Annotated in this window: 23 protein-coding genes, 7 tRNA genes and 3 pseudogenes; 19 read left to right on the forward strand and 14 right to left on the reverse strand. The window is 74.1% G+C overall.

Going from position 1 to position 26,515, the window contains the following annotated elements; translation table 11 throughout:
* Window positions 1-94: 94 nt before the first annotated feature.
* A complete protein-coding gene (locus ABEB13_RS32895) occupies window positions 95-433 on the reverse strand; it encodes a YrdB family protein (protein ID WP_345708392.1) in 339 nt (112 codons plus the stop codon).
* Window positions 430-894 carry a hypothetical protein gene (locus ABEB13_RS32900; RefSeq protein WP_345708393.1) on the reverse strand — a complete coding sequence of 155 codons (465 nt, stop codon included), beginning with the start codon at window positions 892-894 and terminating at the stop codon, window positions 430-432. The genes ABEB13_RS32895 and ABEB13_RS32900 overlap by 4 nt, the downstream gene beginning before the upstream one ends.
* Window positions 895-953: 59 nt before the next feature.
* On the opposite strand from ABEB13_RS32900, the gene ABEB13_RS32905 reads away from it, so the two are divergent.
* The 3 genes from ABEB13_RS32905 to ABEB13_RS32915 all read left to right on the forward strand — a co-directional run bounded on the left by ABEB13_RS32905 (window position 954) and on the right by ABEB13_RS32915 (window position 4,028).
* Window positions 954-1,406 carry a MarR family transcriptional regulator gene (locus tag ABEB13_RS32905; protein ID WP_345708394.1) on the forward strand — a complete coding sequence of 151 codons (453 nt, stop codon included), beginning with the start codon at window positions 954-956 and terminating at the stop codon, window positions 1,404-1,406.
* A 199-nt stretch (window positions 1,407-1,605) separates the two neighbouring features.
* Window positions 1,606-3,042, forward strand: coding sequence for an MFS transporter (locus ABEB13_RS32910; protein WP_380233194.1), 1,437 nt, complete (start codon window positions 1,606-1,608; stop codon window positions 3,040-3,042).
* Between the two features lie 182 nt (window positions 3,043-3,224).
* A complete protein-coding gene (locus tag ABEB13_RS32915) occupies window positions 3,225-4,028 on the forward strand; it encodes a TrmH family RNA methyltransferase (protein WP_345708395.1) in 804 nt (267 codons plus the stop codon).
* 36 nt (window positions 4,029-4,064) lie between these two features.
* On the opposite strand, the gene ABEB13_RS32920 is transcribed toward ABEB13_RS32915, so the two are convergent.
* A complete protein-coding gene (locus tag ABEB13_RS32920) occupies window positions 4,065-5,981 on the reverse strand; it encodes a serine/threonine-protein kinase (RefSeq protein WP_380233348.1) in 1,917 nt (638 codons plus the stop codon).
* Window positions 5,982-6,413: 432 nt separating this feature from the next.
* Here ABEB13_RS32920 and ABEB13_RS32925 point away from each other — a divergent pair, with 432 nt between their 5' ends.
* Window positions 6,414-6,605 carry a hypothetical protein gene (locus ABEB13_RS32925; RefSeq protein ID WP_100892444.1) on the forward strand — a complete coding sequence of 64 codons (192 nt, stop codon included), beginning with the start codon at window positions 6,414-6,416 and terminating at the stop codon, window positions 6,603-6,605.
* A gap of 212 nt (window positions 6,606-6,817) precedes the next feature.
* On the opposite strand, the gene ABEB13_RS32930 is transcribed toward ABEB13_RS32925, so the two are convergent.
* The 5 genes from ABEB13_RS32930 to ABEB13_RS32950 form a co-directional block, all read right to left on the reverse strand.
* Window positions 6,818-6,889, reverse strand: a tRNA-Val gene (locus ABEB13_RS32930).
* A gap of 28 nt (window positions 6,890-6,917) precedes the next feature.
* A tRNA-Val gene (locus ABEB13_RS32935) sits at window positions 6,918-6,989 on the reverse strand.
* A 28-nt stretch (window positions 6,990-7,017) separates the two neighbouring features.
* A tRNA-Val gene (locus ABEB13_RS32940) sits at window positions 7,018-7,089 on the reverse strand.
* A gap of 33 nt (window positions 7,090-7,122) precedes the next feature.
* Window positions 7,123-7,196, reverse strand: a tRNA-Cys gene (locus tag ABEB13_RS32945).
* 39 nt (window positions 7,197-7,235) lie between these two features.
* Window positions 7,236-7,308, reverse strand: a tRNA-Gly gene (locus ABEB13_RS32950).
* Window positions 7,309-7,615: 307 nt separating this feature from the next.
* On the opposite strand from ABEB13_RS32950, the gene ABEB13_RS32955 reads away from it, so the two are divergent.
* Genes ABEB13_RS32955 through ABEB13_RS32965 form a run of 3 tightly spaced genes read left to right on the forward strand, consistent with a single transcriptional unit; the run spans window position 7,616 to window position 10,362 of the window.
* Window positions 7,616-8,632, forward strand: a complete 1,017-nt coding sequence (locus ABEB13_RS32955; protein ID WP_345708396.1) for a chorismate-binding protein — start codon at window positions 7,616-7,618, stop codon at window positions 8,630-8,632.
* A gap of 19 nt (window positions 8,633-8,651) precedes the next feature.
* On the forward strand, window positions 8,652-9,467 hold the full coding sequence (locus ABEB13_RS32960; protein WP_345708397.1) for an aminotransferase class IV: 816 nt from the start codon (window positions 8,652-8,654) through the stop codon (window positions 9,465-9,467).
* A gap of 52 nt (window positions 9,468-9,519) precedes the next feature.
* Window positions 9,520-10,362 (forward strand): GNAT family N-acetyltransferase, encoded by an 843-nt coding sequence (locus ABEB13_RS32965; protein ID WP_345708398.1) that lies wholly within the window; start codon window positions 9,520-9,522, stop codon window positions 10,360-10,362.
* A gap of 14 nt (window positions 10,363-10,376) precedes the next feature.
* Here the strand turns inward: ABEB13_RS32965 and ABEB13_RS32970 are convergent, their stop codons facing one another.
* The 3 genes from ABEB13_RS32970 to ABEB13_RS32980 form a co-directional block, all read right to left on the reverse strand.
* On the reverse strand, window positions 10,377-10,877 hold the full coding sequence (locus ABEB13_RS32970; protein WP_345708399.1) for a DsbA family protein: 501 nt from the start codon (window positions 10,875-10,877) through the stop codon (window positions 10,377-10,379).
* 27 nt (window positions 10,878-10,904) lie between these two features.
* The gene (locus tag ABEB13_RS32975; protein WP_345708400.1) at window positions 10,905-11,474 is read right to left on the reverse strand and encodes a CGNR zinc finger domain-containing protein; all 570 of its coding nucleotides are present in this window, start codon (window positions 11,472-11,474) and stop codon (window positions 10,905-10,907) included.
* Between the two features lie 304 nt (window positions 11,475-11,778).
* A complete protein-coding gene (locus ABEB13_RS32980) occupies window positions 11,779-12,192 on the reverse strand; it encodes an SsgA family sporulation/cell division regulator (protein ID WP_030056266.1) in 414 nt (137 codons plus the stop codon).
* 195 nt (window positions 12,193-12,387) lie between these two features.
* Here ABEB13_RS32980 and ABEB13_RS32985 point away from each other — a divergent pair, with 195 nt between their 5' ends.
* From ABEB13_RS32985 to ABEB13_RS32995, 3 genes are all read left to right on the forward strand, one after another.
* Complete coding sequence (locus ABEB13_RS32985) at window positions 12,388-12,825, forward strand: TIGR02611 family protein (RefSeq protein WP_100887446.1); 438 nt, start codon at window positions 12,388-12,390, stop codon at window positions 12,823-12,825.
* Between the two features lie 54 nt (window positions 12,826-12,879).
* A tRNA-Val gene (locus ABEB13_RS32990) sits at window positions 12,880-12,951 on the forward strand.
* A 195-nt stretch (window positions 12,952-13,146) separates the two neighbouring features.
* Window positions 13,147-13,218: transfer RNA gene (locus tag ABEB13_RS32995), tRNA-Val, on the forward strand.
* 61 nt (window positions 13,219-13,279) lie between these two features.
* Here ABEB13_RS32995 and ABEB13_RS33000 read toward each other — a convergent pair.
* Window positions 13,280-14,053, reverse strand: a complete 774-nt coding sequence (locus tag ABEB13_RS33000; RefSeq protein WP_345708401.1) for a 3'-5' exonuclease — start codon at window positions 14,051-14,053, stop codon at window positions 13,280-13,282.
* A 324-nt stretch (window positions 14,054-14,377) separates the two neighbouring features.
* On the opposite strand from ABEB13_RS33000, the gene thrS reads away from it, so the two are divergent.
* Both thrS and ABEB13_RS33010 read left to right on the forward strand, forming a co-directional pair.
* Window positions 14,378-16,357 (forward strand): threonine--tRNA ligase, encoded by a 1,980-nt coding sequence (gene thrS, locus ABEB13_RS33005; RefSeq protein ID WP_345708402.1) that lies wholly within the window; start codon window positions 14,378-14,380, stop codon window positions 16,355-16,357.
* Between the two features lie 74 nt (window positions 16,358-16,431).
* Window positions 16,432-16,991 (forward strand): annotated as a pseudogene (locus tag ABEB13_RS33010) (HIT family protein).
* A 62-nt stretch (window positions 16,992-17,053) separates the two neighbouring features.
* Here the strand turns inward: ABEB13_RS33010 and ABEB13_RS33015 are convergent.
* The gene (locus tag ABEB13_RS33015; RefSeq protein WP_345708403.1) at window positions 17,054-18,694 is read right to left on the reverse strand and encodes a hypothetical protein; all 1,641 of its coding nucleotides are present in this window, start codon (window positions 18,692-18,694) and stop codon (window positions 17,054-17,056) included.
* A gap of 204 nt (window positions 18,695-18,898) precedes the next feature.
* Between ABEB13_RS33015 and ABEB13_RS33020 the strand changes: the two genes are divergently transcribed.
* A complete protein-coding gene (locus ABEB13_RS33020) occupies window positions 18,899-19,324 on the forward strand; it encodes a thiol-disulfide oxidoreductase DCC family protein (RefSeq protein ID WP_345708404.1) in 426 nt (141 codons plus the stop codon).
* A 29-nt stretch (window positions 19,325-19,353) separates the two neighbouring features.
* Here ABEB13_RS33020 and ABEB13_RS33025 read toward each other — a convergent pair whose 3' ends face one another.
* Entirely contained in the window at window positions 19,354-21,399 is a 2,046-nt protein-coding gene (locus ABEB13_RS33025; RefSeq protein WP_345708405.1) for an elongation factor G, read from the reverse strand.
* A 262-nt stretch (window positions 21,400-21,661) separates the two neighbouring features.
* On the opposite strand from ABEB13_RS33025, the pseudogene pgsA reads away from it, so the two are divergent.
* The 6 genes and pseudogenes from pgsA to pdxS all read left to right on the forward strand — a co-directional run.
* Window positions 21,662-22,312 (forward strand): annotated as a pseudogene (gene pgsA / locus ABEB13_RS33030) (phosphatidylinositol phosphate synthase); the annotation flags it as partial.
* Between the two features lie 4 nt (window positions 22,313-22,316).
* Window positions 22,317-23,209, forward strand: a pseudogene (locus ABEB13_RS33035) (phosphatidylinositol mannoside acyltransferase); the annotation flags it as partial.
* 7 nt (window positions 23,210-23,216) lie between these two features.
* Window positions 23,217-24,401 (forward strand): glycosyltransferase family 4 protein, encoded by a 1,185-nt coding sequence (locus tag ABEB13_RS33040; RefSeq protein ID WP_100887438.1) that lies wholly within the window; start codon window positions 23,217-23,219, stop codon window positions 24,399-24,401.
* 22 nt (window positions 24,402-24,423) lie between these two features.
* The gene (locus tag ABEB13_RS33045) at window positions 24,424-24,759 is read left to right on the forward strand and encodes a 5-carboxymethyl-2-hydroxymuconate Delta-isomerase (RefSeq protein ID WP_345708406.1); all 336 of its coding nucleotides are present in this window, start codon (window positions 24,424-24,426) and stop codon (window positions 24,757-24,759) included.
* 11 nt (window positions 24,760-24,770) lie between these two features.
* On the forward strand, window positions 24,771-25,316 hold the full coding sequence (locus ABEB13_RS33050; RefSeq protein WP_345708407.1) for a hypothetical protein: 546 nt from the start codon (window positions 24,771-24,773) through the stop codon (window positions 25,314-25,316).
* Between the two features lie 208 nt (window positions 25,317-25,524).
* On the forward strand, window positions 25,525-26,436 hold the full coding sequence (pdxS, locus tag ABEB13_RS33055) for a pyridoxal 5'-phosphate synthase lyase subunit PdxS (RefSeq protein WP_100887435.1): 912 nt from the start codon (window positions 25,525-25,527) through the stop codon (window positions 26,434-26,436).
* Window positions 26,437-26,515 lie beyond the last annotated feature (79 nt).

The raw sequence follows: 26,515 nt of genomic DNA on the forward strand, positions 1-26,515 counted from the left end.
CTGCGGCCCTGAGGTCCGCCCCGGCACGGGGCCGCCCGCCCCGTGCCGGCGGCCCGCCCGCGACGGTCGTGCCGGTGCCGTCCGGGCCGCGCCGTCACAGCGCCAGGTGCACCGCGGCGGTGAGCACGTAGAGCGCGGCGAAGACCACGGCGGTGCGCCGCAGGCCGGTGGCGAACAGGGCGGCGGCAGCGCTGCCGAACCACAGCACGTCGAGCACCGCGCGGCCCGCGCCGTGCAGCGGGACGAGGGCGCCGGGCGCCCCGAAGACGGCCCAGAGCCCGGCGTACCCGGCGACCAGGCCGACGGCAGCCGCCCAGCGCGCGGGCCGCGGCAGCCGGCGCCGGGTGAGGCCGAGGCGGGCGGCCGAGGCGTAGACCGCCAGCTCCAGCAGGAAGGCCGCCGTGTCGTCGGCCTGACGCAGGATCGCGGTCACCGGGTGCCCCCGGCGCGGGATCCGGCCGGGCGGGCGGCCCTGCGGGCGGCCAGGTGTGCGGACGGTCCGGCGTCGGCCCGGGCGACCCGGAGCGCCGACGCGAGGTGCAGCACCGCCAGCGCGCCCGCCCCGAGGGTCATGCCGGGGTTGTGGACGGACAGGCCGACGGCGAGGTCGCCGGCCTGGACGGCTCCGGCCAGCAGCAGCACCGGCAGCAGTCCGCGCCCGGCCCGGTCGGCCAGGAGCCGGTGGATCAGGACGACTCCCAGCGGGAGGGCCCGGGCCGCGTACGCCGCCGCGTAGAAGTGCACGCCGGCGGTGACCGGCGCCCCTGCGGCCAGGACGACTCCCGGCCGGGCGAGACCGACGAGGGCGGACGCCGTGGAGAGCGCCGCGCCGGCAACGTTCGCGACGACCAGAGTGCGGGGCAGCGCGGGTTCGACGGCAGGTGCGGACATCATCGGTCATCCCCTGAATGATTCGAGCTCTGAATGATTCCAAGGGCGATAGTATCGCTGCCATGAGCGCCGTCAACCCCCCATCGCTGACCTCCTCGCTGACCTTCCGCCTCGGCACCCTCGGCTCGGTGGCGACCGAGCGGTTCTCTGCCGCGGTCGAGGGCCGTGGACTCAAGCCCAAGCACGTCGGCCTGCTGGCCGCGCTCGACGCCGGGGCGGCCTCCTCGCAACTGGAGCTCTCCCAGGCCATGGGCGTCGCGCCGAGCCTCGTGGTGAGCCTGGCCGACCAGCTCCAGGCCCTCGGCGCGATCGAGCGGGTACGGGACGCGGCCGACCGCCGCCGCCAGGCCCTGGTGCTCACCGCGACCGGCCGCGCCCTGCTCGCCGAGTGCGCGGCGCTGGCGCACGGGATCGACGCCGACCTCGCCGCCGCCCTGCCCGCCGCCGAGCGGGAGGACCTGCGGCGGGCCCTCGGCGTGCTCGCCCGGCACGCCGGCCTGCCGGTCGACGAGTAGCGCCCGCTCGGCGGCGACGCGGGGGAGTCCGGTGGCGTCCGCCGCGGAGCCGTTCGAGGCGTTCAGCCGTGGCGATCGGCGCCGTGGGGGCGTTCCTGCCCGCTCGTCCCGTCCCGGCGCGCTCCCACGGCCCGGGCGGAGCCTTCCGTAGGGTGGTCGGTGTCCAGGGTGTCGGGCGGCGACGGGCCGGGAGCGTGGCGTGACGGGTGCGGAACGGGGCGGCGGCGACACACCTGCGGCTGTCCCGCGAGCGGCCGGACCGTCGCCCTGGGCACCGCTGCTGGCGGTGTGCGCCGGGTACTTCATGGTGATCCTGGACGTGACGATCATCAATGTCGCCGTCCCGGCGATCGGCCGCGAGCTGGGAGCCTCCCTCACCGGCATCCAGTGGATCACCGACGGGTACACCCTGGTCTTCGCCGGACTCCTGCTGACCGGCGGAGCGCTGGGCGACCGGTTCGGCAACCGGCGGGTCTTCTGCGCCGGGGTCGGCGTCTTCACGGTGGCGTCCGCGGGCTGCGCGCTCGCGCCGTCCACGGCCGTCCTGGTCGCCACCCGGCTGGTGGAGGGGCTCGGCGCGGCGCTGATCGTGCCGGGCTCGCTGGCCCTGCTCCACCAGGCGTACCCCCGGCCGGCCGCGCGCTCCCGAGCCTTCGGCCTCTGGGGAGCCATGGCGGGCATCGCCGCCTCCGCCGGTCCCCTGCTGGGAGGACTGCTGGTCGCCACGGTCGGCTGGCGCTGGGTCTTCCTCATCAACCTGCCCGTCGGCGCCGCCTGCCTGGTGCTGACGCTGCGGCACGTCGACGCCTCGCCCCGGCACCCCGACCGGGCCGTGGACTGGCCCGCGCAGGGCGCCGTGGTGGCGGCCGTCGCCCTGCTGACCACCGCACTCAACGAGGCTGGCCGCCGCGGCTGGGCCGACCCCGTCGTGCTCACCACCGCGGGCCTGTCGGCCGTTGCCGTCGCCGCCTTCACGGCCCGCGAACGCCGGGCCCGATCGCCCGTCCTGCCCCTCGGCCTGCTGCGTTCGCGCGCCCTGAGCGGTGCGGCCGCCATCGGCCTGCTGTTCAACTTCGCCTTCTACGGGATGGTGTTCACTGCCAGCCTGGACTTCCAGCACCAGCGCGGATATGGCGCCCTCGGAACCGGGATCGCACTGTTCCCCGCGGTCGCGATGACGATGTTCGCCTCCGCGCTCTCCGGCCGGTTGGCCCGCCGGACGGGCCATCGGCCCCTCGTCGTCTCGGGCATGCTCCTGGCGGCCGCCGGGCTGGCGGGCTGGGCGGCGGCCGGCGCCGACCCCGACTATGCGCTGCTCGTCGTCCCGATGATGGCCGCGGGGTTCGGCACCTCGTTCGCCCTGACGGGCACGACCACCACCGCGATGTCGGCCGCCCCCGCCGCCTACGGGGGCACGGCGTCCGCCCTGTTCAACACCACCCGTCAGATCGGCAGCGCCGCCGGAGTCGCGCTGGGCGGCACCCTGCTCGCCACCGCGACCACCTACGGCGACGGGGTCCGGGTGAGCATGACCGTCGGCGCACTCGCCTACCTGGCCGCCGCGGCCCTGGGGCGGGCCTGCGTCCCGGCGACGACCGGGACGGGCCGGGCGGCGGGCCGTCGGGGCGCCCGCTGACGGCGCGGCCCGCCGGCAGGTCGGCCCGTCGATGGCCGGCTCGCGGGCGGGCAAGCCGGCCGGGGAGTCGGCCGGGGGAGTCGGGCGGGCCGCTCGGGAGCAGCCGCCCCGGCTCCGATCCGGCCTGCCCCGCCGGCCCGCCGGTTTGGCCCCGGCGGCCCGCAGCGGGCAGGATCGGGCCCGTGTCCGAACCGCGTACCGTCACCGACCCCGCCGATCCGCGTCTGGCCGACTACACCGGCCTCACCGACGTCGAACTGCGCCGCCGCCGCGAGCCCGCCGAGGGCCTCTTCATCGCCGAGGGCGAGAAGGTCATCCGCCGGGCCGTCGACGCCGGCTTCCGGATGCGGTCGATGCTGCTCACCCCGAAGTGGCTGGAGGTCATGGGCGACGTGATCGCGGCCGCCGACGCGCCCGTCCACGTCGTCGAGCCCGATCTCGCCGAGCGGGTGACGGGCTACCACGTCCACCGCGGCGCGCTGGCCTCGATGGAGCGCAAGCCGCTGCCCGCTGCCGCCGACCTGCTCGCCGGCGCCCGCCGGGTCGCGGTGCTCGAAGGCCTGGTGGACCACACCAACCTCGGCGCGATCTTCCGCAGCGCGGCGGCACTCGGCATGGACGCCGTGCTGCTCTCGCCGGACTGCGCCGACCCGCTCTACCGGCGGGCGGTCAAGGTCTCGATGGGCGCCGTCTTCGCCGTGCCGTACGCCCGGCTCGACCCGTGGCCGGCCGCGCTGGAGACCGTGCGGGCGGCCGGCTTCGAACTGCTGGCCCTGACCCCGGCCGGGGCCGACGACCTCGCCGCCGCCGCGCCGCACCGCCTGCCGAAGGCCGCCCTGATGCTGGGTGCGGAGGGCGACGGACTGACCCGCCGGGCGCTGGAGGCGGCGGACCGCCGGGTCCGCATCCCGATGGCGCACGGCATCGACTCGCTCAACGTCGGAGCGGCCGCCGCGGTCGCCTTCTACGCCGTCGCGGCGGGCTGAGCGGGGCCGCGCCCGCCGGCCCGGCCGCCGCGCGGGTCAGCCTGCGGCGCCCGATGCCCCGGCGCCGGGCCAGGACTCCTCCAGCCCGCTGCCGTCCGCGCGGACGGTGTAGCGGGTCGAGGAGAGCGCCCCGGTCAGGGCGACCCGCTCCTCGCGGACCAGGGCCCCGTTCTCGACCCGCCAGACCGCCGAGGCCTGCGGGTCCGCGGCCGAGGCGCGGGAGGCGACGAGGACGGGCGTGTCGCCGTCGAAGCGGAACAGCTGGACGAGGTCGACCGGGACGGCGCCCTCGGAGCGCCGCAGCACCACGAGGGCGGCGGGGGCGTTCCGGTAGCGGGCGGGGAGCACGGTGCTCAGGGCGATCTGGGCGCCGTCACCGTTCGTCCGGCCGTCGCGCAGGCGGATCTCCGCCCCGCCCGCCGGATCGGCGTAGCTGCGGTCGGGCCAGTCGACGGAGGGCAGCGCCCCGGAGGCGGGCCCGAGGCCGCCGGCGCTGCCGGTGCCGCGGGCGGCGGGGGTGAGCGAGGCCCGTCCCGCCGTGCCCGCCCCGTCCAGCGACAGCCCGGGCGCGGAGGCGCCGGGGGAGGCTGCCGAGGACCCGAGGCCTCGGGTGCTGCGGTTCTCGCAGCCCTGCGCGGCGGCGATGGCCAGCGCCACGCCCAGGGTGACGGTCACGAAGACCACCACCCGCTGGCGCAGCAGCCGCTGCCGCGGGCTCGGCGCGGGCCGCCCGGGTGCCGGGGTGTGCTGACGGTCCCGGGCCCGGGAGGGGGCGGGGGTGTGCTGGCGGTTGCGGAGGGTGTCGTGGCCGTCCGGGCGCGGCATGGCGGCCGTGGGCCGCTGGCCGGGCGCCCGGCGGGGCCGGGCCGACGGGACGTCCCGGCCGCCCGGGCCGTGGCCGGCGGCGGGACGGCCTCCGGTGCCGTGGCCGGCCGTCCCGTGGCCTCCCGTCCCGTGACCGGATGTGCCGTGACCGGATGTGCCGCGGCCGGGTGTGCCGTGGCCCCCGGCCCCGTGGGCGGCGCGCCCCGGGCCGTCGTGGCCGACGGCGCCGCGCGGCACGCCCTGCGCGGCTGCCGAGGTGGGCCCGGCCCGGCCGCGGCCGGGGGCGCTCCCGCCGGTGGCCGGCAGGCTGCCGCGCGAGGCCAGCTCGTTGAGGCGCTCGTGCAGTGCGGCCGCCCCGGGCCGTTCGGCGGGCTCCTTGGCCAGGCAGGCCCGGATGAGCGGGGCGAGGACGGGCGGGACGGCCGTCAGGTCGGGCTCCTCGTGCACGACCCGGTAGAGCATCACCTCGGAGGACGCACCGGAGCCGAACGGCGACTCGCCGGTCAGCGCGAACGCGAGTGTCGCCCCGAACGCGAACACGTCGGTGGCCGGGGTCACGGCAGCGCCCCGGACCTGCTCGGGGGCGAGGAAGCCGGGCGAGCCGACCGCCGTGCCGACATGGGTGAGCGTGCTGGCGCCGCGCGACCACGCGATGCCGAAGTCGATGATCCGCGGGCCCTTGGGGGAGAGCAGGATGTTCGACGGTTTGAGGTCGCGGTGCACGACCCCGGCCTCGTGGACCTTGACCAGTCCGTCGGCCAGCGCGGCACCGACCCGGGCGGCCTCCGGCCAGGGCATCGGCCCGTCGTCGCCGACCCGCTTGTACAGCGAGGGCCCCGGCACGTAGGCGGTCGCCAGCCAGGGGCGGTCGGCCTCCAGGTCGGAGCCGACCACGCGGGCGGTGCAGCCGCCGCGGATCCTGGACGCCGCGGCGACCTCGCGGGCGAAGCGGGTCCGGAACTCGACGTCCTCGGCGAGCTCCGACCGGATCAGCTTCAGCGCGACGCGCTGGCCCTTGCGGTCCGAACCCAGGTAGACCACGCCCATGCCGCCGGCGCCCAGGCGCCGGTGCAGGCGGAACGGTCCGACGATGCGGGGGTCCTCACGCCTCAGCCGCATCATCGCCATCGCCGTCCCCGTCAGCCCGTGGAGTGAGACCCCGTCGCATGGGGCATCGTCAAATACTGTCTCGGCACAGCTTACGGACTGTGCACAGTGCTCCGCTGGCACGCAACACCTGAAGCGGCGGTCGGATTGTCGGATCTCCGTCGAAACCTCGGGTCAGGAGCCGTCGCCGGCAGCCCCTCGGGGTCGCTCTCAGGGTTGCCTCGGGGATGTGATCGGTTTCGTCTCCCCCTCCAGGAGTAGGCGACGCGGTCCGGACTCATCCTCGCGGAGGCCAGCGGACCAGTACGCGGGCATGACGACGCCGACCCGCCGCGCACCTACCGTAGTTGTGAGCGGTGGGCAGTACTCGTCCCCCGAGGTCACGGCCCGCCGCTCCGACCAATGGGGAGCCCGACCGCGGCACGCCGCGGCGACCGGCAGGAGCAGACGATCATGGCCACGCAGCTCAGTGGAGGCGGGCGCCGCCGCAGGCCGTTCGGATGGCAGTCGCCGTCCGCGGACCGGCACCCGGCCGTTGCCCTCGCCATCGCGCTGCCGTGCGCGGTGCTGCTGATGGTCCTGTTCGGCGGCTGGGAGCAACTGGCGACACAGGCCAAGGCCGTCGCCGATCTGATCGGGCGCTGATCCCTGGGGAGGGATCACGCCGGCCGGGGCAGCGCGCCGCCGTACTCGCGGACGGGCGACGGGGTGCGCAACCCCCGGCACCAGGTGGCCGGGTACACGACGTCGGTGAGGACGTCCGTACCCGGCCCCTCTGCGTGTCCGGACGCGCCGTCCCACGGCCTGCCATGCAGCGAGGGCCGTGATCCGATCGGATCACGGCCCTCGTCGTGCGGTGCGCGATACTGGGATTGAACCAGTGACCCCTACCGTGTCAAGGTAGTGCTCTCCCGCTGAGCTAATCGCGCCGGGTTGTCAAGCCCCGAAGGGTTTGAGTGCGCGATACTGGGATTGAACCAGTGACCCCTACCGTGTCAAGGTAGTGCTCTCCCGCTGAGCTAATCGCGCTGGGATGTCAAGCCCCGAAGGGTTTGAGTGCGCGATACTGGGATTGAACCAGTGACCCCTACCGTGTCAAGGTAGTGCTCTCCCGCTGAGCTAATCGCGCGGGGAGGGCTCCCGGCGAACCGGGGGCACCTCTTGGAGGTGGAGACGGGATTTGAACCCGTGTACACGGCTTTGCAGGCCGTTGCCTCGCCTCTCGGCCACTCCACCAGGCAACTTCGGAGAACGATCTTACCCTGTTCCCCATCGAGCGGACGACGAGATTCGAACTCGCGACCCTCACCTTGGCAAGGTGATGCTCTACCAACTGAGCCACGTCCGCCTGTCTCCCGGCCGCTTCCCCGTGTTTCTCGGCTCCGCGTCCCGGCGACGTGTTGAACTCTAGCGGATTCCCGGGCCAGCTAAAAATCCGTTCCCGCAGCGTGGCGCGGGGGTGGCCGGAAGGTGCTGGGCCGTCAGCGGCTCCGGCACCCCCGCACCCTGCCCGAACGGGGTTCCCGCAGGCCGCCGACCTACACTTCAGGCACCGAGCCACACCCCCGTTCCGCACCGCACCCGCGCGGAACAGCACCGAGTCCGCGCAGGAGAACCGTGTCCGGCCGCACCGCCCCCTCAGCCCCGACCAGCCGATGGCCCGCTTCGGCGGCCGCCTCGCCACCGGGCTGTGCGAGGTCACCTCGGACCCGGCCGTGCTGGACACCGCGGGCTTCTGGGCCGTCGCGTACGACTTCGAGGGCCGGCTGACCTGCGCCCGCTTCGCCGACGTCCGGCCCGCGCCCGCCCCGCCCGCGACCGGCGGCTGGCTCGGACCGCACCCGGACGCCTGGCGCAGCTCGCTCGACCGGGCCGGCTACACCGCCGGGGTCCGGACGATCCGCGAGCGCATCGCGGCCGGCGAGGTCTACCAGGCCAACCTCTGCCGGGTGCTCTCCGCGCCGCTGCCCGACCCGGCCCGCACCGACGTCGACGCCCTCACCGGCCTGCTCGCGCACGGCAACCCCGCGCCCTACGCGGGAACGATCCGCCTCCCCGGGCACGGCGTCGAACTCGCCACCGCCTCGCCCGAGCTCTACCTGCGCCGCCGCGGCCGCACCGTCTCCTCCGGGCCGATCAAGGGCACCGGCCGCACCGAGGCCGACCTGCTGGAGAAGGACCACGCCGAGAACGTGATGATCGTGGACCTCGTCCGCAACGACCTCGGCCGGGTCTGCGAGACCGGCAGCGTCACCGTCCCCGACCTCTGCGCGGTCGAGAAGCACCCCGGGCTGGTCCACCTCGTGTCCACGGTGGAGGGCACCCTGCGCGAGGGCGCCGGCTGGGCGGGGCTGCTGGCGGCCACCTTCCCGCCCGGCTCGGTCACCGGCGCGCCCAAGTCCAGTGCCCTGCAGATCATCGACGAACTGGAGACCGCCCCCCGCGGCCCCTACTGCGGCGCGGTCGGCTGGGTGGACGCCGACCGGGGCGAGGCCGAACTCGCCGTCGGCATCCGCACGTTCTGGATCGACCGGGCAACGGGCGGGCCCGTCCTGCGGTTCGGCACCGGCGCCGGCATCACCTGGGGCTCCGACCCGGAGCGCGAATGGGACGAGACCGAGCTGAAGGCCGCCCGGCTGGTCGCGATAGCGTCGGGCAGCACCACCCACTGAACCCCCGGGAGAAGCCTCGATGATCTGGGTCAACGGAGCCCTCGTGGAGGCCGGCGCCGCAGCCGTCTCCGTCCTCGACCACGGCCTCACCGTCGGCGACGGCGTCTTCGAGACGGTCAAGGCCGTCGACGGCCGCCTCTTCGCGCTCACCCGTCACCTCGACCGGCTCACCCGCTCCGCCCGCGGCCTCGGCCTGGCGGACCCCGACCACGACGAGGTCCGCCGCGCCTGCGCGGCCGTGCTCGCCGCCGACCCGATGCCGCTCGGCCGGCTCCGGATCACCTACACCGGCGGCACCTCGCCGCTCGGCTCCGAGCGCGGCGACGACGCCCCCAGCCTGGTCGTCGCCCTCGGCACCGCCAAGCCCCGCCCGGACACCACCGCCGTGGTCACCGTGGACTGGCGCCGCAACGAGCACAGCGCCGTCGCCGGGCTGAAGACCACCTCGTACGCCGAGAACGTGGTGGCGCTCGCCGCCGCGCACCGGGCGGGCGCGTCCGAGGCGATCTTCGCCAACACCGCGGGGCGGCTCTGCGAGGGCACCGGCTCCAACGTCTTCGTCGTGCTCGACGGCCGGCTGCTGACCCCGCGGCTGGAGTCCGGCTGCCTGGCGGGCATCACCCGCCGGCTGGTCGTCGACTGGTCCGGCGCCGAGGAGGCCGACCTGCCGTTCGAGGCCCTGCGGGACGCCGAGGAGGTCTTCCTCACCTCGACGCTGCGCGACGTCCAGGCCGTCACCCGGATCGACGACCGCGAGCTGCCCGGCCCCGGCCCGGTCACCCTCAAGGCCATGGCGGAGTTCGCGGCGCGCAGTGGCGACGACCTCGACCCGTGAGCAGGCGCCCGTCGAGGCGTAGCAGCCCCACCGCCGGGGCAGGGGAGGCCACATGACCACCACGCTGCGCCCGGAGGGCGCCGAGGAGCCCCTGCCCGGCGGCGGCCGCACCCGCCGCTGGGGGATCTGCGTCAACGGCCGCCCGGTCGGCGGCCTGCGGACGACCGCGCTGCCGCGGGACGGCCGGTGGTGGGGCGAGATCGCCGAGCTGGAGGTCCGCGAGGGTCACCGGCGGGGCCGGGCCACGGTCGGGGCGCTCGCCGCCGAGGAGGTGCTGCGCGGGTGGGGCTGCGCCCGGGTCGACGTCACGGTGCCCGAGCAGGCCGCGGCCGCGCTGCGACTCGCGCACGCCCTCGGCTACACCGAGCGGATGCGGAACATGGCCAAGCGGCTGGACACCGCCCCCGTGCTGCCGCCCGGGCTGGGTCTCCGTCCGATCACCGGCGAGGAGTACCCGGCCTGGCTGGAGTCCGTACGGGCCGGCTACCTGCACGATCTGCGCGGGTCGGGGCTGACCGAGCCGCAGGCCCGGGCCAAGTCGGACGCCGACCACGGCCAGGTGCTGGCCCAGGGCCCGGCGACCCCGGGGGTGGCGTTGCGCCGCCTCGTCGACGCGCAGGGCCGCGTCCTCGGCAGCCTCTGGCTGCACCTGCACCAGGACGTGCTGCCCGACGGCGGCCCGCTGGCCTGGGTGATGGTGGTCGAGGTCGCCGAGGCCCACCGCGGCCGGGGCCACGGGCGGACGCTGATGCTCGCCGCCGAGGGCGAGTGCCTCGCGGCCGGGGTCCGGGACCTCGGCCTCAACGTGTTCAGCGCCAACCGGGTGGCGATCGCGCTCTACGAGTCGCTCGGCTACCGGGTCACCCGGCGCACGCTCGGCAAGCCGCTGCTGTGAGGCGGCGCCGCGGCTCAGCCCCGGTGCCGGTCGAGGATCCCGGTGAGCCGCTCCAGCAGCCCGTCCTGGCTCCGGTCGCCGTCCAGCCGCTCGCCGGCGACGACGTAGGTGGGCGTGCCGGTGACCCTGATCGCCCGGCCCTCGGCCTGGTCGGCGTCGACCAGCAGGGTGTGCCGGCCGTCGATCAGCGCGGTGTCGATCTCGTCGGAGTCCAGCCCGAGTCCGTCGGCGACGGCGAGCAGCACCTTCTCGCCGTCCCGCGCGAGCTCGGCCGTCCGCTCCAGCAGCGCCTCCGCGTACGCCCAGCCGCTGCCCTGGGCGAACGCCTCCTCGGCGGCCTGCGCGGCCGCGTACGCGTGCTTGTTCTTCTCCAGCGGGAAGTGCCGCAGCTCGATCGGCAGGGCGTCGCCGTACCGGGCGCGCAGGGCCCGGACGTCGTCGAGGGCCGTGCGGCAGTCGGGGCACTGGAGGTCGCACCAGAACTCGAGGCGGGGGAGGAGGGGGACATCGGTCATGCCCTCAGTCTTCCATCCGCGGGACGGTCAGCCCGCCGTGACGGCCTCGGCCGAGCGCTGCCGGGCCCGGTAGGCGGCGACGTGCAGCCGGTTGCCGCAGGTGCGGCTGTCGCAGTAGCGGCGGGAGCGGTTGCGGGAGAGGTCGACGAAGACCCGGGCGCAGTCGGGGGCCTCGCAGTTGCGCAGCCGCTCGCGCTCGCCGGCCATCACGATGAAGGCCAGCGCCATGCCCAGCTCGGCCGCGAGGTGGTCGCCGATCGCCGCGTGCGGGGCGAAGTAGTGGATGTGCCAGCCGTGGTGGTCGTGGTTGGTCAGCCGGGGCGTGGTGCCGGCCGCCGCGACCACGGCGTTGACCTGCTCGGCGGCCTCGGCGGTCGAGCCCGCGGCGAACACGTCGCGCAGCCGGCCGCGCAGCGCGTGCACGGCGGTGAGGTCCTGGGCGGTGAGCGAGTCGATCTCGCTGATCTCCTGCCGCACCACGAATCCGTCCAGGGCGGCGATGTCCGGCAGCTGTTCCGAGCCGCAGGCCTCGGGGGCCGTGTTGAGCAGCTCGACCAGAATGCTCAGGGCGCATTCGGTGTCATGGGTGATCAGCACGTGGGCTCCTCGCGCGGCGGGGGCGCTACCGGCCCCTCGTCGGTCGTCACCCGCGACTCTACCGGGGACGGGCCGCCCGTTCCCACGGAAGGCGCCCGGCAGGACGGCCGGCCACCCGTGGTGAGGGGTGGCCGGCCGTCCTGCCGGGCGCCTTCGCCGCCGGACGCCCCTCCCGGGCGGGGAGGGGCTACGGGCGGAGACCCCGAGGCCGCCGAGCGTGCGCGGCGGCAGGTGCGACCGTGCCCCCGAGTAGGACGGACGCGGATCGGACGCGGCACCGCCGTGGCGGGCCGGCCCGGCGGAGTCAGCTTTCGGCGAGGATGTGCGAGAGCTCCCGGTCGAGGTCGAAGTGGCGGTGCTCGGTGCCGGGCGGCACGGCGGCGTCGGTGCGCTTGAGGAACGACTCGAGCGCCCGCGCCGGGGCTTCCAGCAGGGCCTCTCCTTCCGGAGAGCTCAGGGCGATGCAGACGACACCCTGTCCGTGGCTGCGCGAGGGCCACACCCGGACGTCGCCGGTGCCGGTGGGTCGGTGCAGCCCCTCCGCGAGGAGATCACGGGCGAACACCCACTCGACGGTCTCGTCGGCGCCGGTGTGGAAGGTGGCATGCACGGCATAAGGGTCCGCGGTGTCGTAGCGCAGGCCCGCGGGGACGGGCAGTGAGGACTCGCTGGACACGATGAGGCGCAGGTGCAGCTCACAGCTGACCGTGGTGTTCATAAGCGCCATGGCCTTTCGCTCAGTGTGCGCTCGGGGATTCGCACGTCGGCGAACGGACCATCCCACCCGAAAGCCCGGTGTAAACCCGTCTGTCCCGATTCCGCGCCGAGTCGTACCCCTTCCGGCGCATTGCGGAATCACCGACGCCCGGCCCGCCGGACCCGTACCGGCGGGTATCTCGGGTACTTTTCCCGTATGGCTGTACGAAGCGACAAACCCGAGGGTGCCGGCGGCCCGGCGGCCCCTGCCGGGAGCGGCGGGGGCCGGCCGCTGGGGTCGCGGGCGCCGCTGTTCATCCGGCGCTCGCGCCCGCTCCACGTCAGCTGGCAGGTGGCGGTCTTCGTGGCCGGCCTGGCGGTGGTCGGGCTGGGGGTCGTCCTGCTGCCGCTGCCCGGTCCGGGCTGGGTGGTCATCTTCCTGGGCATGGGCATCTGGGCCACCGAGTTCGTCTGGGCCCAGCTGGTGCTGCGCTGGACGCGTCGCAAGGTCGCCGAGGCGGCCGAGCGGGCGCTCGATCCGCAGGTGCGGCGCCGCAACATCGTGCTGACCGTGATCGGGCTGGCCGTGATCGCTGCGGTGGCCGGCTGGTACCTGTGGCGGTTCGGGGCGGTCCTGCCGTGGGACCTGCACTGACCGGGAGGGTGTTCGGAGCACCCCGGCGGATGGGGTAATGTTTTCCCTGCACCCGGGCGATTAGCTCAGCGGGAGAGCACTTCGTTCACACCGAAGGGGTCACTGGTTCGATCCCAGTATCGCCCACCGGAATGCACTGTGAGTGCGGGCCCAGATCATTCGATGATCTGGGCCCGCACTATTTTCCGATCTATTTCCCGGTGTCTGACGGGCATTCACCGGGGCGGCCCGTGCCGGGATCTGCGGGACCGTCGGGCGCCCGCCGCCGGGAAGTGATTAGGGGTCGCGGCCCAAGTGGTGCTAGTGTTCTTCTCGTTGCCCGGGCGATTAGCTCAGCGGGAGAGCACTTCGTTCACACCGAAGGGGTCACTGGTTCGATCCCAGTATCGCCCACCGAGCAGCAAGGCCCCGGTCGCCAAGTGCGGCCGGGGCCTCTGTCGTTCGCGGCTCCGGATCAGGCGGCCGCCTCGCAGCGGTGCTCGTCGGAGAGCCGGCGGCCGCAGCCGCAGCGGGCCGGGCGGAGCGGCCAGGCGGTGTCGACCCGCTCCGGTGTCCCCTCCCGGTCGAACCAGTTCTGCAACCCCCGTGCCTGCGCGGCGTGCCAGACCGCCTGCCGCAGGTGCAGCTCGGGCGCGCTGAGCGTGCCGAGGCGTGCGGGATGCCGGGCGGCGATCGCGCGGACGAGCTCCAGCGAGGCGGTTGCGTCCGCCGAGGCGTCGTGCGCGCCGGTGAGCCGCACGCCGTAGTGGGCGCACAGGTCGCTCAGGGTGCGGCGGCCCTTGCGGTAGCGGTCCACGTGCTTGTCGAGCACCCGCGGGTCCAGCACCAGCAGTTCGGCGCCGCCGAGGTACTCGGCGAGCGAGCCGCCGCGGTGCCGGCGCAGCTCGCGGTCGAGCAGGGTCAGGTCGTACGGGGCGTTCATCACCACCAGCGGGACGCCGGCCCGGGCCTGTTCGGCGAGGGCGCGGGCGAGTTCGGCGACCACCGTCCGGGCGGGCCGGCCGTCCGCGCGGACCTGCTCGTCGGTGATGCCGTGCACGGCGCGGGCGCCGTCGGGGATCGGAACACCCGGGTCGGCGAGCCAGGTTGCGCTGCTCGCGGGGGCGCCGGGGGCGATCTGGAGGACCAGTGCGGCGGAGACGATCCGGTCGGTCTCGACGTCCACGCCGGTGGTCTCGGTGTCGAACGAGGCGAGTGGGCCCTCGTACCAGGGCCGTTGCTGCTGCATGACCACCCCTCACGTGGCGGCGGGCGGTGCCCGGCGCGCCGCCGAGGACCGGGGGCGCGCCGTGCTCTGCTCAGGTGATACCGCAGTTGACGCCCGCTCAATCCCACCCCGGCCGCCCGGGCCGCCGGCGGGTGGCCGGGCGGCCGCGGGGCGGGCGGCACGGGTCGGCGGGGGCGACCGGTGCGCACGGTGCGGGAGCGGCCGCCGCCACCGGTGGGACGTGCGGAGCGCGGGGGAGAGCGCGGTGCACGGTGGACGGGCCGCGCTCGGTACCATCGAGGGACGCAGCACAGTGCTGCGGACCACAGATGTCAGGAGAGACCGGTGACCGACGTCCGGATCATCATCAACCGCGAACCCGATCGGGAAGAGCGCGTGGTGACCACGGGCACCACGGCCGCCGAGCTCTTCGCCGACGACCGCTCGATCATCGCCGCCCGCGTCGGCGGCGCGCTGAAGGACCTCGCGTACGCCGTCCAGGACGGCGACGAGGTCGAGCCCGTCCCGATCTCCAGCAAGGACGGGCTGGACATCCTGCGGCACTCGACCGCGCACGTGATGGCGCAGGCCGTGCAGGAGGTCTTCCCGGACGCCAAGCTCGGCATCGGCCCGCCGATCAAGGACGGCTTCTACTACGACTTCGACGTCGAGAAGCCGTTCCACCCCGACGACCTCAAGGTCATCGAGAAGAAGATGCAGGAGATCATCAAGCGCGGGCAGAAGTTCTCCCGCCGGGTGGTCACCGACGAGGCCGCCCGCGAGGAGCTGGCCGCCGAGCCGTACAAGCTGGAGCTGATCGGCCTCAAGGGCTCCGCGGCCACCGCCGGTGAGGGAGCCAGCGTCGAGGTCGGCGCCGGCGAGCTCACCATCTACGACAACCTGGACGCCAAGACCGGCGAGCACTGCTGGGGCGACCTCTGCCGCGGCCCGCACCTGCCGAGCACCCGGCACATCCCGGCCTTCAAGCTCATGCGGCCGGCGGCCGCCTACTGGCGCGGCAGCGAGAAGAACCCGCAGCTCCAGCGCATCTACGGCACCGCCTGGCCGACCCGTGACGAGCTCAAGGCGCACCTGGAGTTCCTGGAGGAGGCCGCCAAGCGCGACCACCGCAAGCTCGGCAGCGAGCTCGACCTCTTCTCCATCCCGGAGGAGATCGGCTCCGGCCTCGCGGTCTTCCACCCCAAGGGCGGCATCATGCGCCGGGTCATGGAGGACTACTCGCGCAAGCGCCACGAGGAGTCGGGCTACGAGTTCGTCTACTCGCCGCACGCCACCAAGGGCACCCTCTTCGAGCTCTCCGGCCACCTGGACTGGTACGCCGACGGCATGTACCCGCCCATGAAGCTCGACGGCGACATCGACTACTACCTCAAGCCGATGAACTGCCCGATGCACAACCTGATCTACCGCTCCCGCGGCCGCTCCTACCGCGAACTGCCGCTGCGGCTCTTCGAGTTCGGTACGGTCTACCGGTACGAGAAGTCCGGTGTGGTGCACGGCCTGACCCGCGCCCGCGGCTTCACCCAGGACGACGCGCACATCTACTGCACCCGCGAGCAGATGGCCGACGAGCTCGACTCGCTGCTCACCTTCGTGCTCGACCTGCTGCGCGACTACGGCCTGAACGACTTCTACCTGGAGCTGTCCACCAAGGACCCGGAGAAGTTCATCGGGTCGGACGAGGACTGGGAGGAGGCCACCGAGACCCTGCGGGCGGCCGCCGAGAAGCAGAACCTCGAACTCGTCCTCGACCCGGCCGGCGCCGCCTTCTACGGCCCGAAGATCTCCGTCCAGGCGAAGGACGCGATCGGCCGCACCTGGCAGATGTCCACCATCCAGGTCGACTTCCAGCTGCCGAACCGCTTCGAGCTGGAGTTCCAGGGGCAGGACGGCAACCGCCAGCGCCCGGTCATGATCCACCGTGCCCTGTTCGGTTCGATCGAGCGGTTCTTCGCGGTGCTGCTGGAGCACTACGCCGGCGCCATGCCGCCGTGGCTCGCCCCCGTCACCGTGGTCGGCATCCCGATCACCGACGAGCACATCCCGTACCTGCGCGAGATCGCGGCCGAGCTGAAGAAGCACGGCATCCGGGTCGAGGTCGACGCCTCCGACGACCGCATGCAGAAGAAGATCCGCAACGCGCAGAAGCAGAAGATCCCCTTCATGCTGATCGCGGGCAACGACGACGTCGAGGCCGGCGCCGTCTCCTTCCGCTACCGCAGCGGCGAGCAGAAGAACGGCGTGCCGGTCGCCGACGCCGTCGCCGAGATCGTGGACGCCGTCCGGCAGCGCGTGCAGGTCTGACCTCGGAGCGGGCAGGGTGGGGCGGGTTCGAACGAGTCCGCCCCACCCTGCTCGGCTCCGCCGCCGGGGCGAATATGCTGGCCCGCATGACGAGTGAGCCGGAACTGCAGCGGGGCGTCGGGGAGCCGGACGGCTTCCGCCGCCTGTGGACCCCCACCGGATGGCGTACATCCAGGGTGAGAACAAGCCCACCGGGCCCGCGCCGGACGACGGCTGCCCGTTCTGCAGCATCCCCGCGCTCAGCGACGAGGACGGGCTGGTGATCGCCCGCGGCACCGCCGTCTTCGCGGTGCTGAACCTCTACCCGTACAACGGCGGCCACCTGATGGTCGTCCCGTACCGGCACGTCGCGGACTACACCGACCTCGACGAGGCCGAGACGGCCGAGCTCGCGGTCTTCACCAAGCACGCGATGACGGCGCTGCGCGCCGCCTCGGGGGCGCACGGGTTCAACATCGGCATGAACCAGGGTGCCGCCGCGGGCGCCGGGATCGCCGCCCACCTGCACCAGCACGTGGTGCCGCGGTGGGGCGGGGACACCAACTTCATGCCGGTCGTCGGCCACACCAAGGTGCTGCCGCAGCTGCTCGCGGACACCCGCAAGATGCTCGCCGACGTCTGGCCGCGGGCCTGAGCCGGCCGTCCGGACGACGAAGGGGCCGCACCGTCGCCGGTGCGGCCCCTTCGTCGTGCCGCTCAGCCCGCGTCGTACGCGTCGGCCTTGAACGGGCGGACGGCCTGGTTCTCCGAGCGGCTGATGTTGGAGCGGTTGGTGAAGCGCTCGACGTCGACGTCGTGGTCGGCCAGGAACTCGATGGTGGTCTGCTGCACCACGTTGAACAGGGGCTGTGCGGTGTAGAGCACCGAGTCGGCCTGGGCGCGGCGGGCCCAGGTCGGGTCCGTCCAGGCCTGGCGCACGCAGAACGGCTCCGGGAGGGCCAGCGAGCCGCCCAGCCAGTTCAGCAGGCCGGGGATCCGCATGAAGGGGGCCCGGACGGCCTGCCGGACGACCTCGTCGTCGTCGACCAGCGGGAGGATGACGGTCTTCTCCTCCCAGAACTTGCCGGTCTTGGGGACCTTCAGCTCCTTGGGCTTGGGCTTCGCGGTGAACAGGCCGTTGAGCGGCCCGAGCGCGTGCCCGTACGCGGAGACCCGCAGGTTCCTCCCCAGGATGGTGATCTTGACCATCACGGTGGCCACCACCTGGCCGTTGTGGAGCACCAGTTGGGCCGCCACATAGGCGTCGGTGTCGGTGCCGATGGTCTGCCGGTTGGCGATCTGCTGGATGCCGAAGTCGCGCATCCGGTAGCCGTCCATCTCCGGTGTGCCCGGCCGGCCGATCTCGTCCGCGCCCTCCGGGAGGTCCTGCACCACCCAGTGCTGCACCGAGACGTGCGGCATGGTGCCGCCCGGCACCTCGCTCGCCCCGACGCCGCCCAGCCGCTCGGCGATCTTCCGGGCGAGGTCCCAGCGGTGGAAGGTCCGGAAGTCGGCGTGGCCGGCGGCCGGACGGAGATCCTCGTTCATCTCCACCGTCACCCAGCGCATGCCGGCTCCGAGCAGGCCCTTCTTGCCGGCGTAGTGCTGGATGTTGGTCTCCTGCTCGGCGGTCAGCCGCTCCAGGCTGGCGCGCAGGTCGGCGGCCTTGCGGTCCAGGTCGTCCCGGGGGACGGCCTTGGGCACCGTGGCGGCCACCACCCCGCCGTCGAGCAGACCGCCCCAACGGGAGCGCAGCTCGATGGTGCTGCGCAGGCAGATCCGCTTGGCGATGAACCAGCCGACCACCGGGGCGACCATCATCAGCCGGACGTACAGCGACCAGGCGCCGGTGACCGGCGGCCGGATCGCGAACAGCAGGGCCAGGCCGCAGGCGACCAGCAGCGCCAGGGTGCCGTAGAAGCCCTCCCGGGCCGGGTGGCTCTTCTTGACCACCGCGCGGACCTGGAACGCGGCCAGCCAGATCAGCGTGCCGGGCAGGAAGAGCAGGCCGCAGACCAGCGTCACCAGGCTCAGCTGGCGGTCGCGGGCGTGGCGCAGCTCCTGGGCGGCGAGGCAGTGCTCGACCACCATCCGCACGTCGGTGCCGAACGAGGGCACCAGCGGCAGCCGCTTGGCGGGCAGGGTGCGGTCGATGACGGCACGCGAGAACGCCTCGCCCACACTGGGCCTGAAGAGCTCGAACTTGCCGTTCTTCAGGGTCGCCCCGAGTCGGTCGGCCAGGTCGCGGAAGCTGCCGTCGCGGTAGGCGGCCGAGGAGAGCGCCTGGGTGGCGGCGGTCTGCGGGCCGACGTCCGTGCGGGGTATCTGCGCACCCGGGGTCATGTCGAGCTGGGCCACGGCGGCTGCCCCTCCTCCCCTTGTCTCCCCTTGTCAGCGGCAGGTTATCGTGCCGCCGCCCGCTCCCGGGCTTGATCGTCTGAACCGGCGTCAGCCGGGGTACGCTGCAGAGCTCTGCCCGGATGGTGCCCACTCGGGAGCCGGTTCGATCCTCCGGGGTGTCGGGTGCCCGCGGAAGGCGGCCGGATACGGCAGGATCGGGCCATGGCCGACGACATCGCGCACGATCCGGTGCTGGTCTTCGACGGGGACTGCGCCTTCTGCACCAGCTGTGTGACCTGGGCGGAGCGCTACCTCCGGGCGACCCTGGCCTCCGGCGGCTGGGACGCCGTGCCCGCGCAGCGGGCGGATCTCGCCACCCTGGACGCCCGGGCCGGCGGTGCGGGCCTGGTCTCCCGCGAACGGGCCGCGCAGGAGCTGCTCTGGGTCACCCCGACCGGCCGGGTGCACGGCGGCGCACAGGCGGTCGCCCGGCTCCTGATGCGCTCGGGAGGCGCCTGGGCGTACGCCGGCGCGGTGCTGGCGCTGCCGCCGGTGCGCCCCCTCGCCGAGGCGCTGTACGGGCTGGTGGCCCGCAACCGGCGGCGGCTGCCCGGCGGGACACCCGCCTGCGCGGTGCCGCGCGGCTGAGCGGCCCGCCCGGCCGGTGCCTCCCGCGGTCAGGAGGCGCGTCCGTGCTGCGCGGCGAGGTTGGCCGGCATCGGCGCATGCCGCAGGTAGCTGCGGGAGAACTGTCCGGTTCCGTGCGACAGTGAGCGCAACTCGACCGGGTAGCGGGTGAGTTCGAGTTCGGGGACTTCGGCCCGGAGCAGGCTCATGCCCGGGCCGCCCGGCTCGGTGCCGAGCACGTGGCCGCGGCGGGCCGAGAGGTCGCTGAGCACCGCGCCCTGGTACTCGTCGGGCAACAGGACCTGCACCTCGTCTACGGGTTCGAGCAGCTGGATGCGGCCGTTGGCTGCGGCCTCGCGCAGCGCGAGCGCCCCGGCGGTCTGGAAGGCCGCGTCGGAGGAGTCGACGGAGTGCGCCTTGCCGTCGGTGAGCGTGACCCGCACGTCCACCATCGGATAGCCGGTCGTCACCCCGTGGGCGAGCTGCGCGCGGACGCCCTTCTCCACCGAAGGGATGAAGTTGCGCGGCACGGACCCGCCCACGACCTTGTCGACGAACTCGAACCCGCCGCCCGGCAGCGGCTCCACGGTGAGGTCGCAGATGGCGAACTGCCCGTGCCCGCCGGACTGTTTGACGTGCCGGCCGTGCCCGCTGGCGCCGCTGGCGAAGGTCTCCCGCAGGGCCACCCGGTACTCGACCGTGTCGACGTGCACGCCGTACCGGCTGCGCAGCCGGTCGAGCACCACCGCCTGGTGCGCCTCGCCGGTGCACCACAGGACGAGCTGGTGGGTGTCGGGGTTCTGCTCGACCCGCAGGGACGGGTCCTGCGCGGCGATCCGGGCGAGGGCCTGCGACAGCTTGTCCTCGTCGGCCTTGGAGTGCGCCTCCACGGCGGCCGGCAGCAGGGCCTCGGGCTGGGTCCAGAGCGGCAGGGCCGGCCGGTCGTCGGCGGCGAGGGTGTCGCCCGTGCGGGCCGCGGCGAGCTTGGCCAATGAGACCAGGTCGCCGGCCAGGGCGAGCGGCACCGGCCGCTGCTGCTTGCCGAACGGGCAGCTCAGCGCGGTGATCTTCTCGTCGGCGCCGCCCGGCACGTGGACGGTGGTGTCGGGCCGAACGGTGCCGGACCAGACCCGGGCCAGGCTGAGCCGGCCCACGTACGGGTCCTCGCCGCTGTGGATGATCTGCGCGGCGAGCGGTGCCGCGGGGTCGCAGGCCGGCAGGTCGTCGGAGCGGTCGAGCGGCGAGGGGAAGACCGCGGCGATCAGGTCGAGGAGCTCCGCCGCGCCGGGGGCGGCGCCGGTCGGCTCGGCGGGCGGCGCGGTGGCCACCACCGGGTGCACCGCACCGGCCAGGAACTCCCGGCGCAGCGCGGCGCCCAGCGCCTCGGCGTCGAGCTCCTCGCCGGCGACGTACCGCTCCAGCAGGGTGTCGTCCTCCCCGGCGATGGCCTCGACCAGGTGCCCGCGGTCGGCTTCCAGGCCGGGGATGTCGCCGGGATCGCCGTAGCGGCGTCCGCTGAGCAGCTCGACGGAGCCGAGCAGCCGGCCGTCGCGCAGCGCGGTGTCGCACAGCTGGAGGACGGTGTCGGGGTGGCCCTCGCCGAGGGCCTCCCGCAGGGTCGCGAGGACCTCGTCGAGGCGGACCCGGACGGCGTTGAGGTGGGTGAGCACGACGGCCGTGGGCAGACCTGCGGCGCGGCACTCGCGCCAGAGCGCGAGGGTGGGCGCGGAGACCGGGTCGGTGGCGGAGACCACCAGCAGGGCGGCCTCCGCGGCGTGCAGGGCGGCGTGCATCTCGCCGGCGAAGTCGGCGTAGCCGGGCGCGTCCAGCAGGTTGATCTTGCAGTCCTGCCAGCTCAGCGGGACGAGCGCGAGCTGGACGGAGCGCTGCTGCTGGTGCTCCACCTCCTCGTGGTCGGCGACGGTGGTGCCGTCCGGTACGCCGCCGACCCGGGTCAGGGCGCCCGCGGTCAGGGCGAGCGACTCGACCAGGGTGGTCTTGCCGGTGCCGGTGCCGCCGAGGAGGACGACGTTGCGCAGCTCCTCGGGTCGTTCGACGACGGGGGCCGCGGTGTGGGTGGCTGCTCGGTCCGCCATGGCTGCTCTCCTGCGGTTCGCGGGTGGCTGCGGCGCGCTCGCCCGTTCCGCTCCGGAAGCGGTCCGGTCACCGGCCGTGCAGGTCGGCGCGCCGCGCGTGGTGGGCCGGTCGGTCCGGCGGGCTGTCCGGGGGCGTGGGGCGGCGGAGCCCCGCGATCAGCGTGGATACCATTGTCCGGCCGGGCGGGTCGATCCGCTCGGCCGCCCGCCGGCGCAGGCGCCGCGGGCGGAGTCCGGTGAGATCGGAGCGGTCCGGAAGGCCATGCTCAACAAATACGCGCGTGCCTTCTTCACACGTGTCCTGACGCCGTTCGCGGCGATGCTGCTGCGCTGGGGCGTGAGCCCCGACGCCGTCACGCTGATCGGCACGGCCGGGTCGGTCGCCGGCGCCCTGGTGTTCTTCCCCCGCGGGGAGTTCTTCTGGGGCACCATCACGATCACCCTGTTCATCTTCTCCGACCTGGTCGACGGCAACATGGCCCGCCAGGCGGGGCGCTCCTCCAAGTGGGGCGCGTTCCTCGACTCGACGCTGGACCGGGTCGCCGACGCCGCCATCTTCGGCGGCCTGGCGCTCTGGTACGCGGGCAGTGGGAACAACGACCTGCTCTGCGCTGTTTCCGTGTTCTGCCTGGCGAGCGGCCAGGTGGTGTCGTACACCAAGGCACGTGGTGAGAGCCTGGGCTTCCCGGTGGATGTCTCGGGGCTGGTGGAACGGGCCGAGCGACTGGTGATCACCCTGGTCGCGGCGGGTGTCGCCGGGCTGCACACGTTCGGGCTGCCGTACGTGGAGTGGCTGCTGCCGGTCGCCCTGTGGGCGGTCGCGGCGGGCAGCCTGGTCACGGTGATGCAGCGCATCCTGACCGTGCGCAGGGAGGCCCAGGAGGCCGACCGGGCACGGGCCGGAGTCGAGGGGCGGCGTGAGGGATCGACTGGTCGACTGGCTGTACGCGCTGGGGTGGGCGGCGGTGAAGCGGCTGCCCGAGCGGACGGCCCGCGCCCTGTTCACCGCGATCGCGGACCGGGTCTGGAGCCGACGCGGCAAGGGGTCCGGCAGCTGGAGGCCAACCTGCGCCGGGTCCACCCGGAGGCGGACGAGGCGCGGCTGCGCGAGCTCTCCCGCGCCGGGATGCGGTCCTACCTGCGGTACTGGATGGAGTCGTTCCGGCTGCCGACCTGGAGCCTGGAGCGGATCGGCGACGCCATAACGGTCAAGAACCTCGACCAGCTGGACGAGGTGATGGCGGCCGGCCGCGGGGCCGTCCTCGCGCTGCCGCACATGGCCAACTGGGACCTGGCCGGGGCGTGGATCGCCTCGGCGGGCGGGTACCCGTTCACCACGGTCGCCGAGCGGCTCAAGCCGGAGTCGCTGTTCGACCGCTTCGTGGCGTACCGCGAGGGCCTGGGCATGGAGGTGCTGGCGCTGACCGGCTCCGACCTGTCGGTGATCGGCACGCTGGCGCGCCGGCTGCGCGAGGGCAAGCTGGTCTGCCTGGTCGGGGACCGCGACCTCTCGGCGGCCGGGATCGAGGTCGACTTCTTCGGCGAGCCGACCCGGATGCCGGCCGGCCCGGCGGCGCTGGCCCAGCGCACCGGGGCCGCGCTGTTCCCGGTGACGCTCTGGTACGACGGTCCGATGCTGCGTGCCGAGATCCACCCGGAGGTGCCGGTGCCCGCGGAGGGATCCCGCCAGGAGAAGACCACCGCGATGGTGCAGTCGACCGCCGACGTGTGGGCCGAGGGCATCCGCGAGCACTCGGCGGACTGGCACATGCTGCAGAAGCTGTGGCTGTCCGACCTGACGCCGAGGGGGCCGCGCAGTGAAGATCGGCATCGTCTGCCCGTACGACTGGGACGTTCCCGGCGGCGTCCAGTTCCACATCCGCGACCTCGCGGAGCACCTGATCGCGCTCGGCCACGAGGTGTCGGTGCTGGCCCCCGCCGAGGACGAGTCGGCGCTGCCGCCGTACGTGGTCTCCGCGGGCCGGGCGGTCGCCGTGCCGTACAACGGCTCGGTGGCCCGGCTCAGCTTCGGGATCCTGTCCGCGGCGCGGGTGCGCCGCTGGCTGCACGACGGGCGCTTCGACATCCTGCACGTGCACGAGCCCGCCTCGCCCAGCCTGTCCATGCTGGCCGCCTGGTCGGCGTCCGGGCCGATGGTGGGCACCTTCCACACCTCCAACCCGCGCTCGCGGGCGATGATCGCGGCCTCGCCGATCCTCCAGCCCGGCCTGGAGAAGATGTCCGCGCGGATCGCGGTCAGCGAGTACGCCCGGCGGACGCTGGTCGAGCACCTGGGCGGCGACGCGGTCGTCATCCCGAACGGCGTGGACGTCCGCTTCTTCGCCGACGCCGAGCCGGACGCGCGCTGGCAGGGCGGCGCCCTGGAGGGCGGCCCGGGCACCATCGGCTTCATCGGCCGGATCAACGAGCCGCGCAAGGGCCTGCCCACGCTGCTCGCGGCGCTGCCCCGGATCCTCGCCGAGCGGCCCGGCGTGCGGCTGCTGGTGGCCGGCAAGGGCGACGAGGAGGAGGCCGTCGAGGGCCTGGCCCCCGAAGTGCGGGCCCAGGTGGAGTTCCTCGGCATGGTCAGCGACCGCGACAAGGCCAGGCTGCTGCGCAGCGTCGACCTGTACGTCGCCCCGAACACCGGCGGCGAGAGCTTCGGCATCATCCTGGTCGAGGCGATGTCGGCGGGCGCGCCGGTGCTGGCGAGCGACCTGGACGCGTTCAAGCAGGTGCTGGACGGCGGCCGGGCCGGCGAGCTGTTCCCGGTGGAGGACGCCGACGGGCTGGCCGCCGCCGCGGTCAAGCTGCTCGCCGACCCGCAGCGGCTGGCCGACCTGCGGGAGGCGGCCTCGCGGCACGTCCGGCGCTTCGACTGGGAGACGGTCGGTGCCGACATCCTGTCGGTGTACGAGACGGTCACCGACGGGATGCCGCCGGTGGCGGAGGACGAACGGGTGGGCTGGCGCGAGCGGTTCGGGCTGGCGGCCCGCGACTGAGAGGGGGCACACCGTGCCGCAGATGTCGGTGGAGTACTCGCAGGGCCTGGCCTTCGACGGCCGGGGGTTCGCCGCCGAACTCCACCCGCTGGTGGCCGAATTGGTCGCCAGCCCGGTGGAGTCGTGCAAGACGCGCTTCCGCGCGGTCGAGGAGGAGTTCCTCGGCGACGGCGACCCGGGCCGCCGTGCGGTCTACGTCCAGCTGCGCATCCTCTCCGGCCGCCCGGTGGAGCTGCGCGCGGAGCTGGCGGAGCGGGTGCTGGCCCTGCTGGAGAAGCACGTGCCGGGCGGGCGGGTGCACCTCGCCGTCGACGTGGCCGAGATCGACCGTGACGTCTACCGGTCGGCCGCCCGGTAGGTTGGCTCGCCGTGACTACCTGGATCTGGTCCATCGCGGCCGTCGTGCTGTTCGCCGTCTACCTGAGCTGGACCGCCGGACGGCTCGACCGGCTGCACGCCCGGATCGACGCCGCCCGGGCCTCGCTGGACGCACAGCTCGTCCGGCGGGCCTCGGTGGCCCAGGAGCTGGCGACCTCCTCGCTGCTGGACCCGGCGGCCTCGCTGCTGCTCTACGACGCCTCGCACGCCGCCCGGCAGGCCGAGGACGACCACCGGGAGGTCGCGGAGAGCGACCTGAGCCTGGCGCTGCGCGCGGTGTTCGGCGACCCGGAGCAGGTGCTGGCCCTGCTGGAGGCACCGGGCGGCCAGGAGGCGGTCAAGGACCTGACGGCGGCCGTCCGCCGGGTGCCGATGGCGCGGCGCTTCCACAACGACGCGGTGCGGGCGGCCCGCGCGGTGCGTGAGCACCGGCTGGTGCGCTATTTCCGGCTGGCCGGGCGGGCCCCGTTCCCGCTGGCCTTCGAGATGGACGACGAGCCCCCGGTGGCGCTCACCCCGGAGGGGGCACCCGCCTGATCCCGGGCCCGTGACGTGGTGTGACGTGCGGCACGCCGCCGGGGCCGCAGCGCGCGGTCGCCGGATCCGGGCACAGGAGGGGGCATCGCCAGGGGCTACTGTTTGTCAAAGGCGGGGGCCCCTGCTGGACTGTATGGCGCATCGGTAAGGGGCGTTCCCGGCCTACGATAGGTCGATAGCACCGGTTCATCTTCGAGTGAGGTCTCACGTGTCCACCACCCCCATCACCGCAGAGCAGCCGCAGATCGGTACCGCCCGGGTCAAGCGCGGCATGGCCGAGCAGCTCAAGGGCGGTGTGATCATGGACGTGGTCAACGCCGAGCAGGCCAGGATCGCCGAGGACGCGGGCGCGGTCGCGGTCATGGCCCTCGAGCGGGTCCCCGCCGACATCCGCAAGGACGGCGGCGTCGCCCGGATGTCCGACCCCAACATGATCGAGGAGATCATCGAGGCGGTCTCCATCCCCGTGATGGCCAAGTCCCGCATCGGCCACTTCGTCGAGGCCCAGGTCCTCCAGTCGCTGGGCGTCGACTACATCGACGAGTCCGAGGTGCTGACCCCGGCCGACGAGGTCAACCACTCCGACAAGTGGGCCTTCACCACCCCCTTCGTCTGTGGCGCCACCAACCTCGGCGAGGCCCTGCGCCGCATCGCCGAGGGCGCGGCCATGATCCGCTCCAAGGGCGAGGCCGGCACCGGCAACGTGGTCGAGGCCGTCCGCCACCTGCGCCAGATCAAGAACGAGATCGCCCGCCTGCGCGGCTTCGACAACAACGAGCTGTACGCCGCGGCCAAGGAGCTGCGCGCCCCGTACGAGCTCGTCAAGGAGGTCGCCGAGCTCGGCAAGCTGCCGGTGGTGCTGTTCTCCGCCGGTGGTGTGGCCACCCCGGCCGACGCCGCGCTGATGCGCCAGCTCGGCGCCGAGGGCGTGTTCGTCGGCTCCGGCATCTTCAAGTCCGGCGACCCGGCCAAGCGTGCCGCCGCCATCGTGAAGGCCACCACCTTCTACGACGACCCGAAGATCATCGCGGACGCCTCCCGCAACCTGGGCGAGGCCATGGTCGGCATCAACTGCGACACCCTGCCGGAGACCGAGCGCTACGCCAACCGCGGCTGGTAGTCGGAGAAGCCCCGGGCCGGCCCGCCGCGCAGCCGATCCGCGCGCGGCGGGCCGCCGCACGTCCCCCGCAACGACCCGA

Origin of the sequence: Kitasatospora paranensis, from assembly GCF_039544005.1 — a bacterium.
Classification (GTDB): domain Bacteria; phylum Actinomycetota; class Actinomycetes; order Streptomycetales; family Streptomycetaceae; genus Kitasatospora; species Kitasatospora paranensis.

Excerpts from the sequence above, each read along its gene's own strand:
- ABEB13_RS32900 (WP_345708393.1), bottom strand. The coding sequence starts at position 894 with ATGATGTCCGCACCTGCCGTCGAACCCGCGCTGCCCCGCACTCTGGTC.
- ABEB13_RS32905 (WP_345708394.1), top strand. The coding sequence starts at position 954 with ATGAGCGCCGTCAACCCCCCATCGCTGACCTCCTCGCTGACCTTCCGC.
- ABEB13_RS32920 (WP_380233348.1), bottom strand. The coding sequence starts at position 5,981 with ATGGCGATGATGCGGCTGAGGCGTGAGGACCCCCGCATCGTCGGACCG.
- ABEB13_RS32925 (WP_100892444.1), top strand. The coding sequence starts at position 6,414 with ATGGCCACGCAGCTCAGTGGAGGCGGGCGCCGCCGCAGGCCGTTCGGA.
- ABEB13_RS32955 (WP_345708396.1), top strand. The coding sequence starts at position 7,616 with ATGGCCCGCTTCGGCGGCCGCCTCGCCACCGGGCTGTGCGAGGTCACC.
- ABEB13_RS32960 (WP_345708397.1), top strand. The coding sequence starts at position 8,652 with ATGATCTGGGTCAACGGAGCCCTCGTGGAGGCCGGCGCCGCAGCCGTC.
- ABEB13_RS32965 (WP_345708398.1), top strand. The coding sequence starts at position 9,520 with ATGACCACCACGCTGCGCCCGGAGGGCGCCGAGGAGCCCCTGCCCGGC.
- ABEB13_RS32970 (WP_345708399.1), bottom strand. The coding sequence starts at position 10,877 with ATGACCGATGTCCCCCTCCTCCCCCGCCTCGAGTTCTGGTGCGACCTC.
- ABEB13_RS32980 (WP_030056266.1), bottom strand. The coding sequence starts at position 12,192 with ATGAACACCACGGTCAGCTGTGAGCTGCACCTGCGCCTCATCGTGTCC.
- ABEB13_RS32985 (WP_100887446.1), top strand. The coding sequence starts at position 12,388 with ATGGCTGTACGAAGCGACAAACCCGAGGGTGCCGGCGGCCCGGCGGCC.
- ABEB13_RS33000 (WP_345708401.1), bottom strand. The coding sequence starts at position 14,053 with ATGCAGCAGCAACGGCCCTGGTACGAGGGCCCACTCGCCTCGTTCGAC.
- ABEB13_RS33020 (WP_345708404.1), top strand. The coding sequence starts at position 18,899 with ATGGCCGACGACATCGCGCACGATCCGGTGCTGGTCTTCGACGGGGAC.
- ABEB13_RS33025 (WP_345708405.1), bottom strand. The coding sequence starts at position 21,399 with ATGGCGGACCGAGCAGCCACCCACACCGCGGCCCCCGTCGTCGAACGA.
- ABEB13_RS33045 (WP_345708406.1), top strand. The coding sequence starts at position 24,424 with ATGTCGGTGGAGTACTCGCAGGGCCTGGCCTTCGACGGCCGGGGGTTC.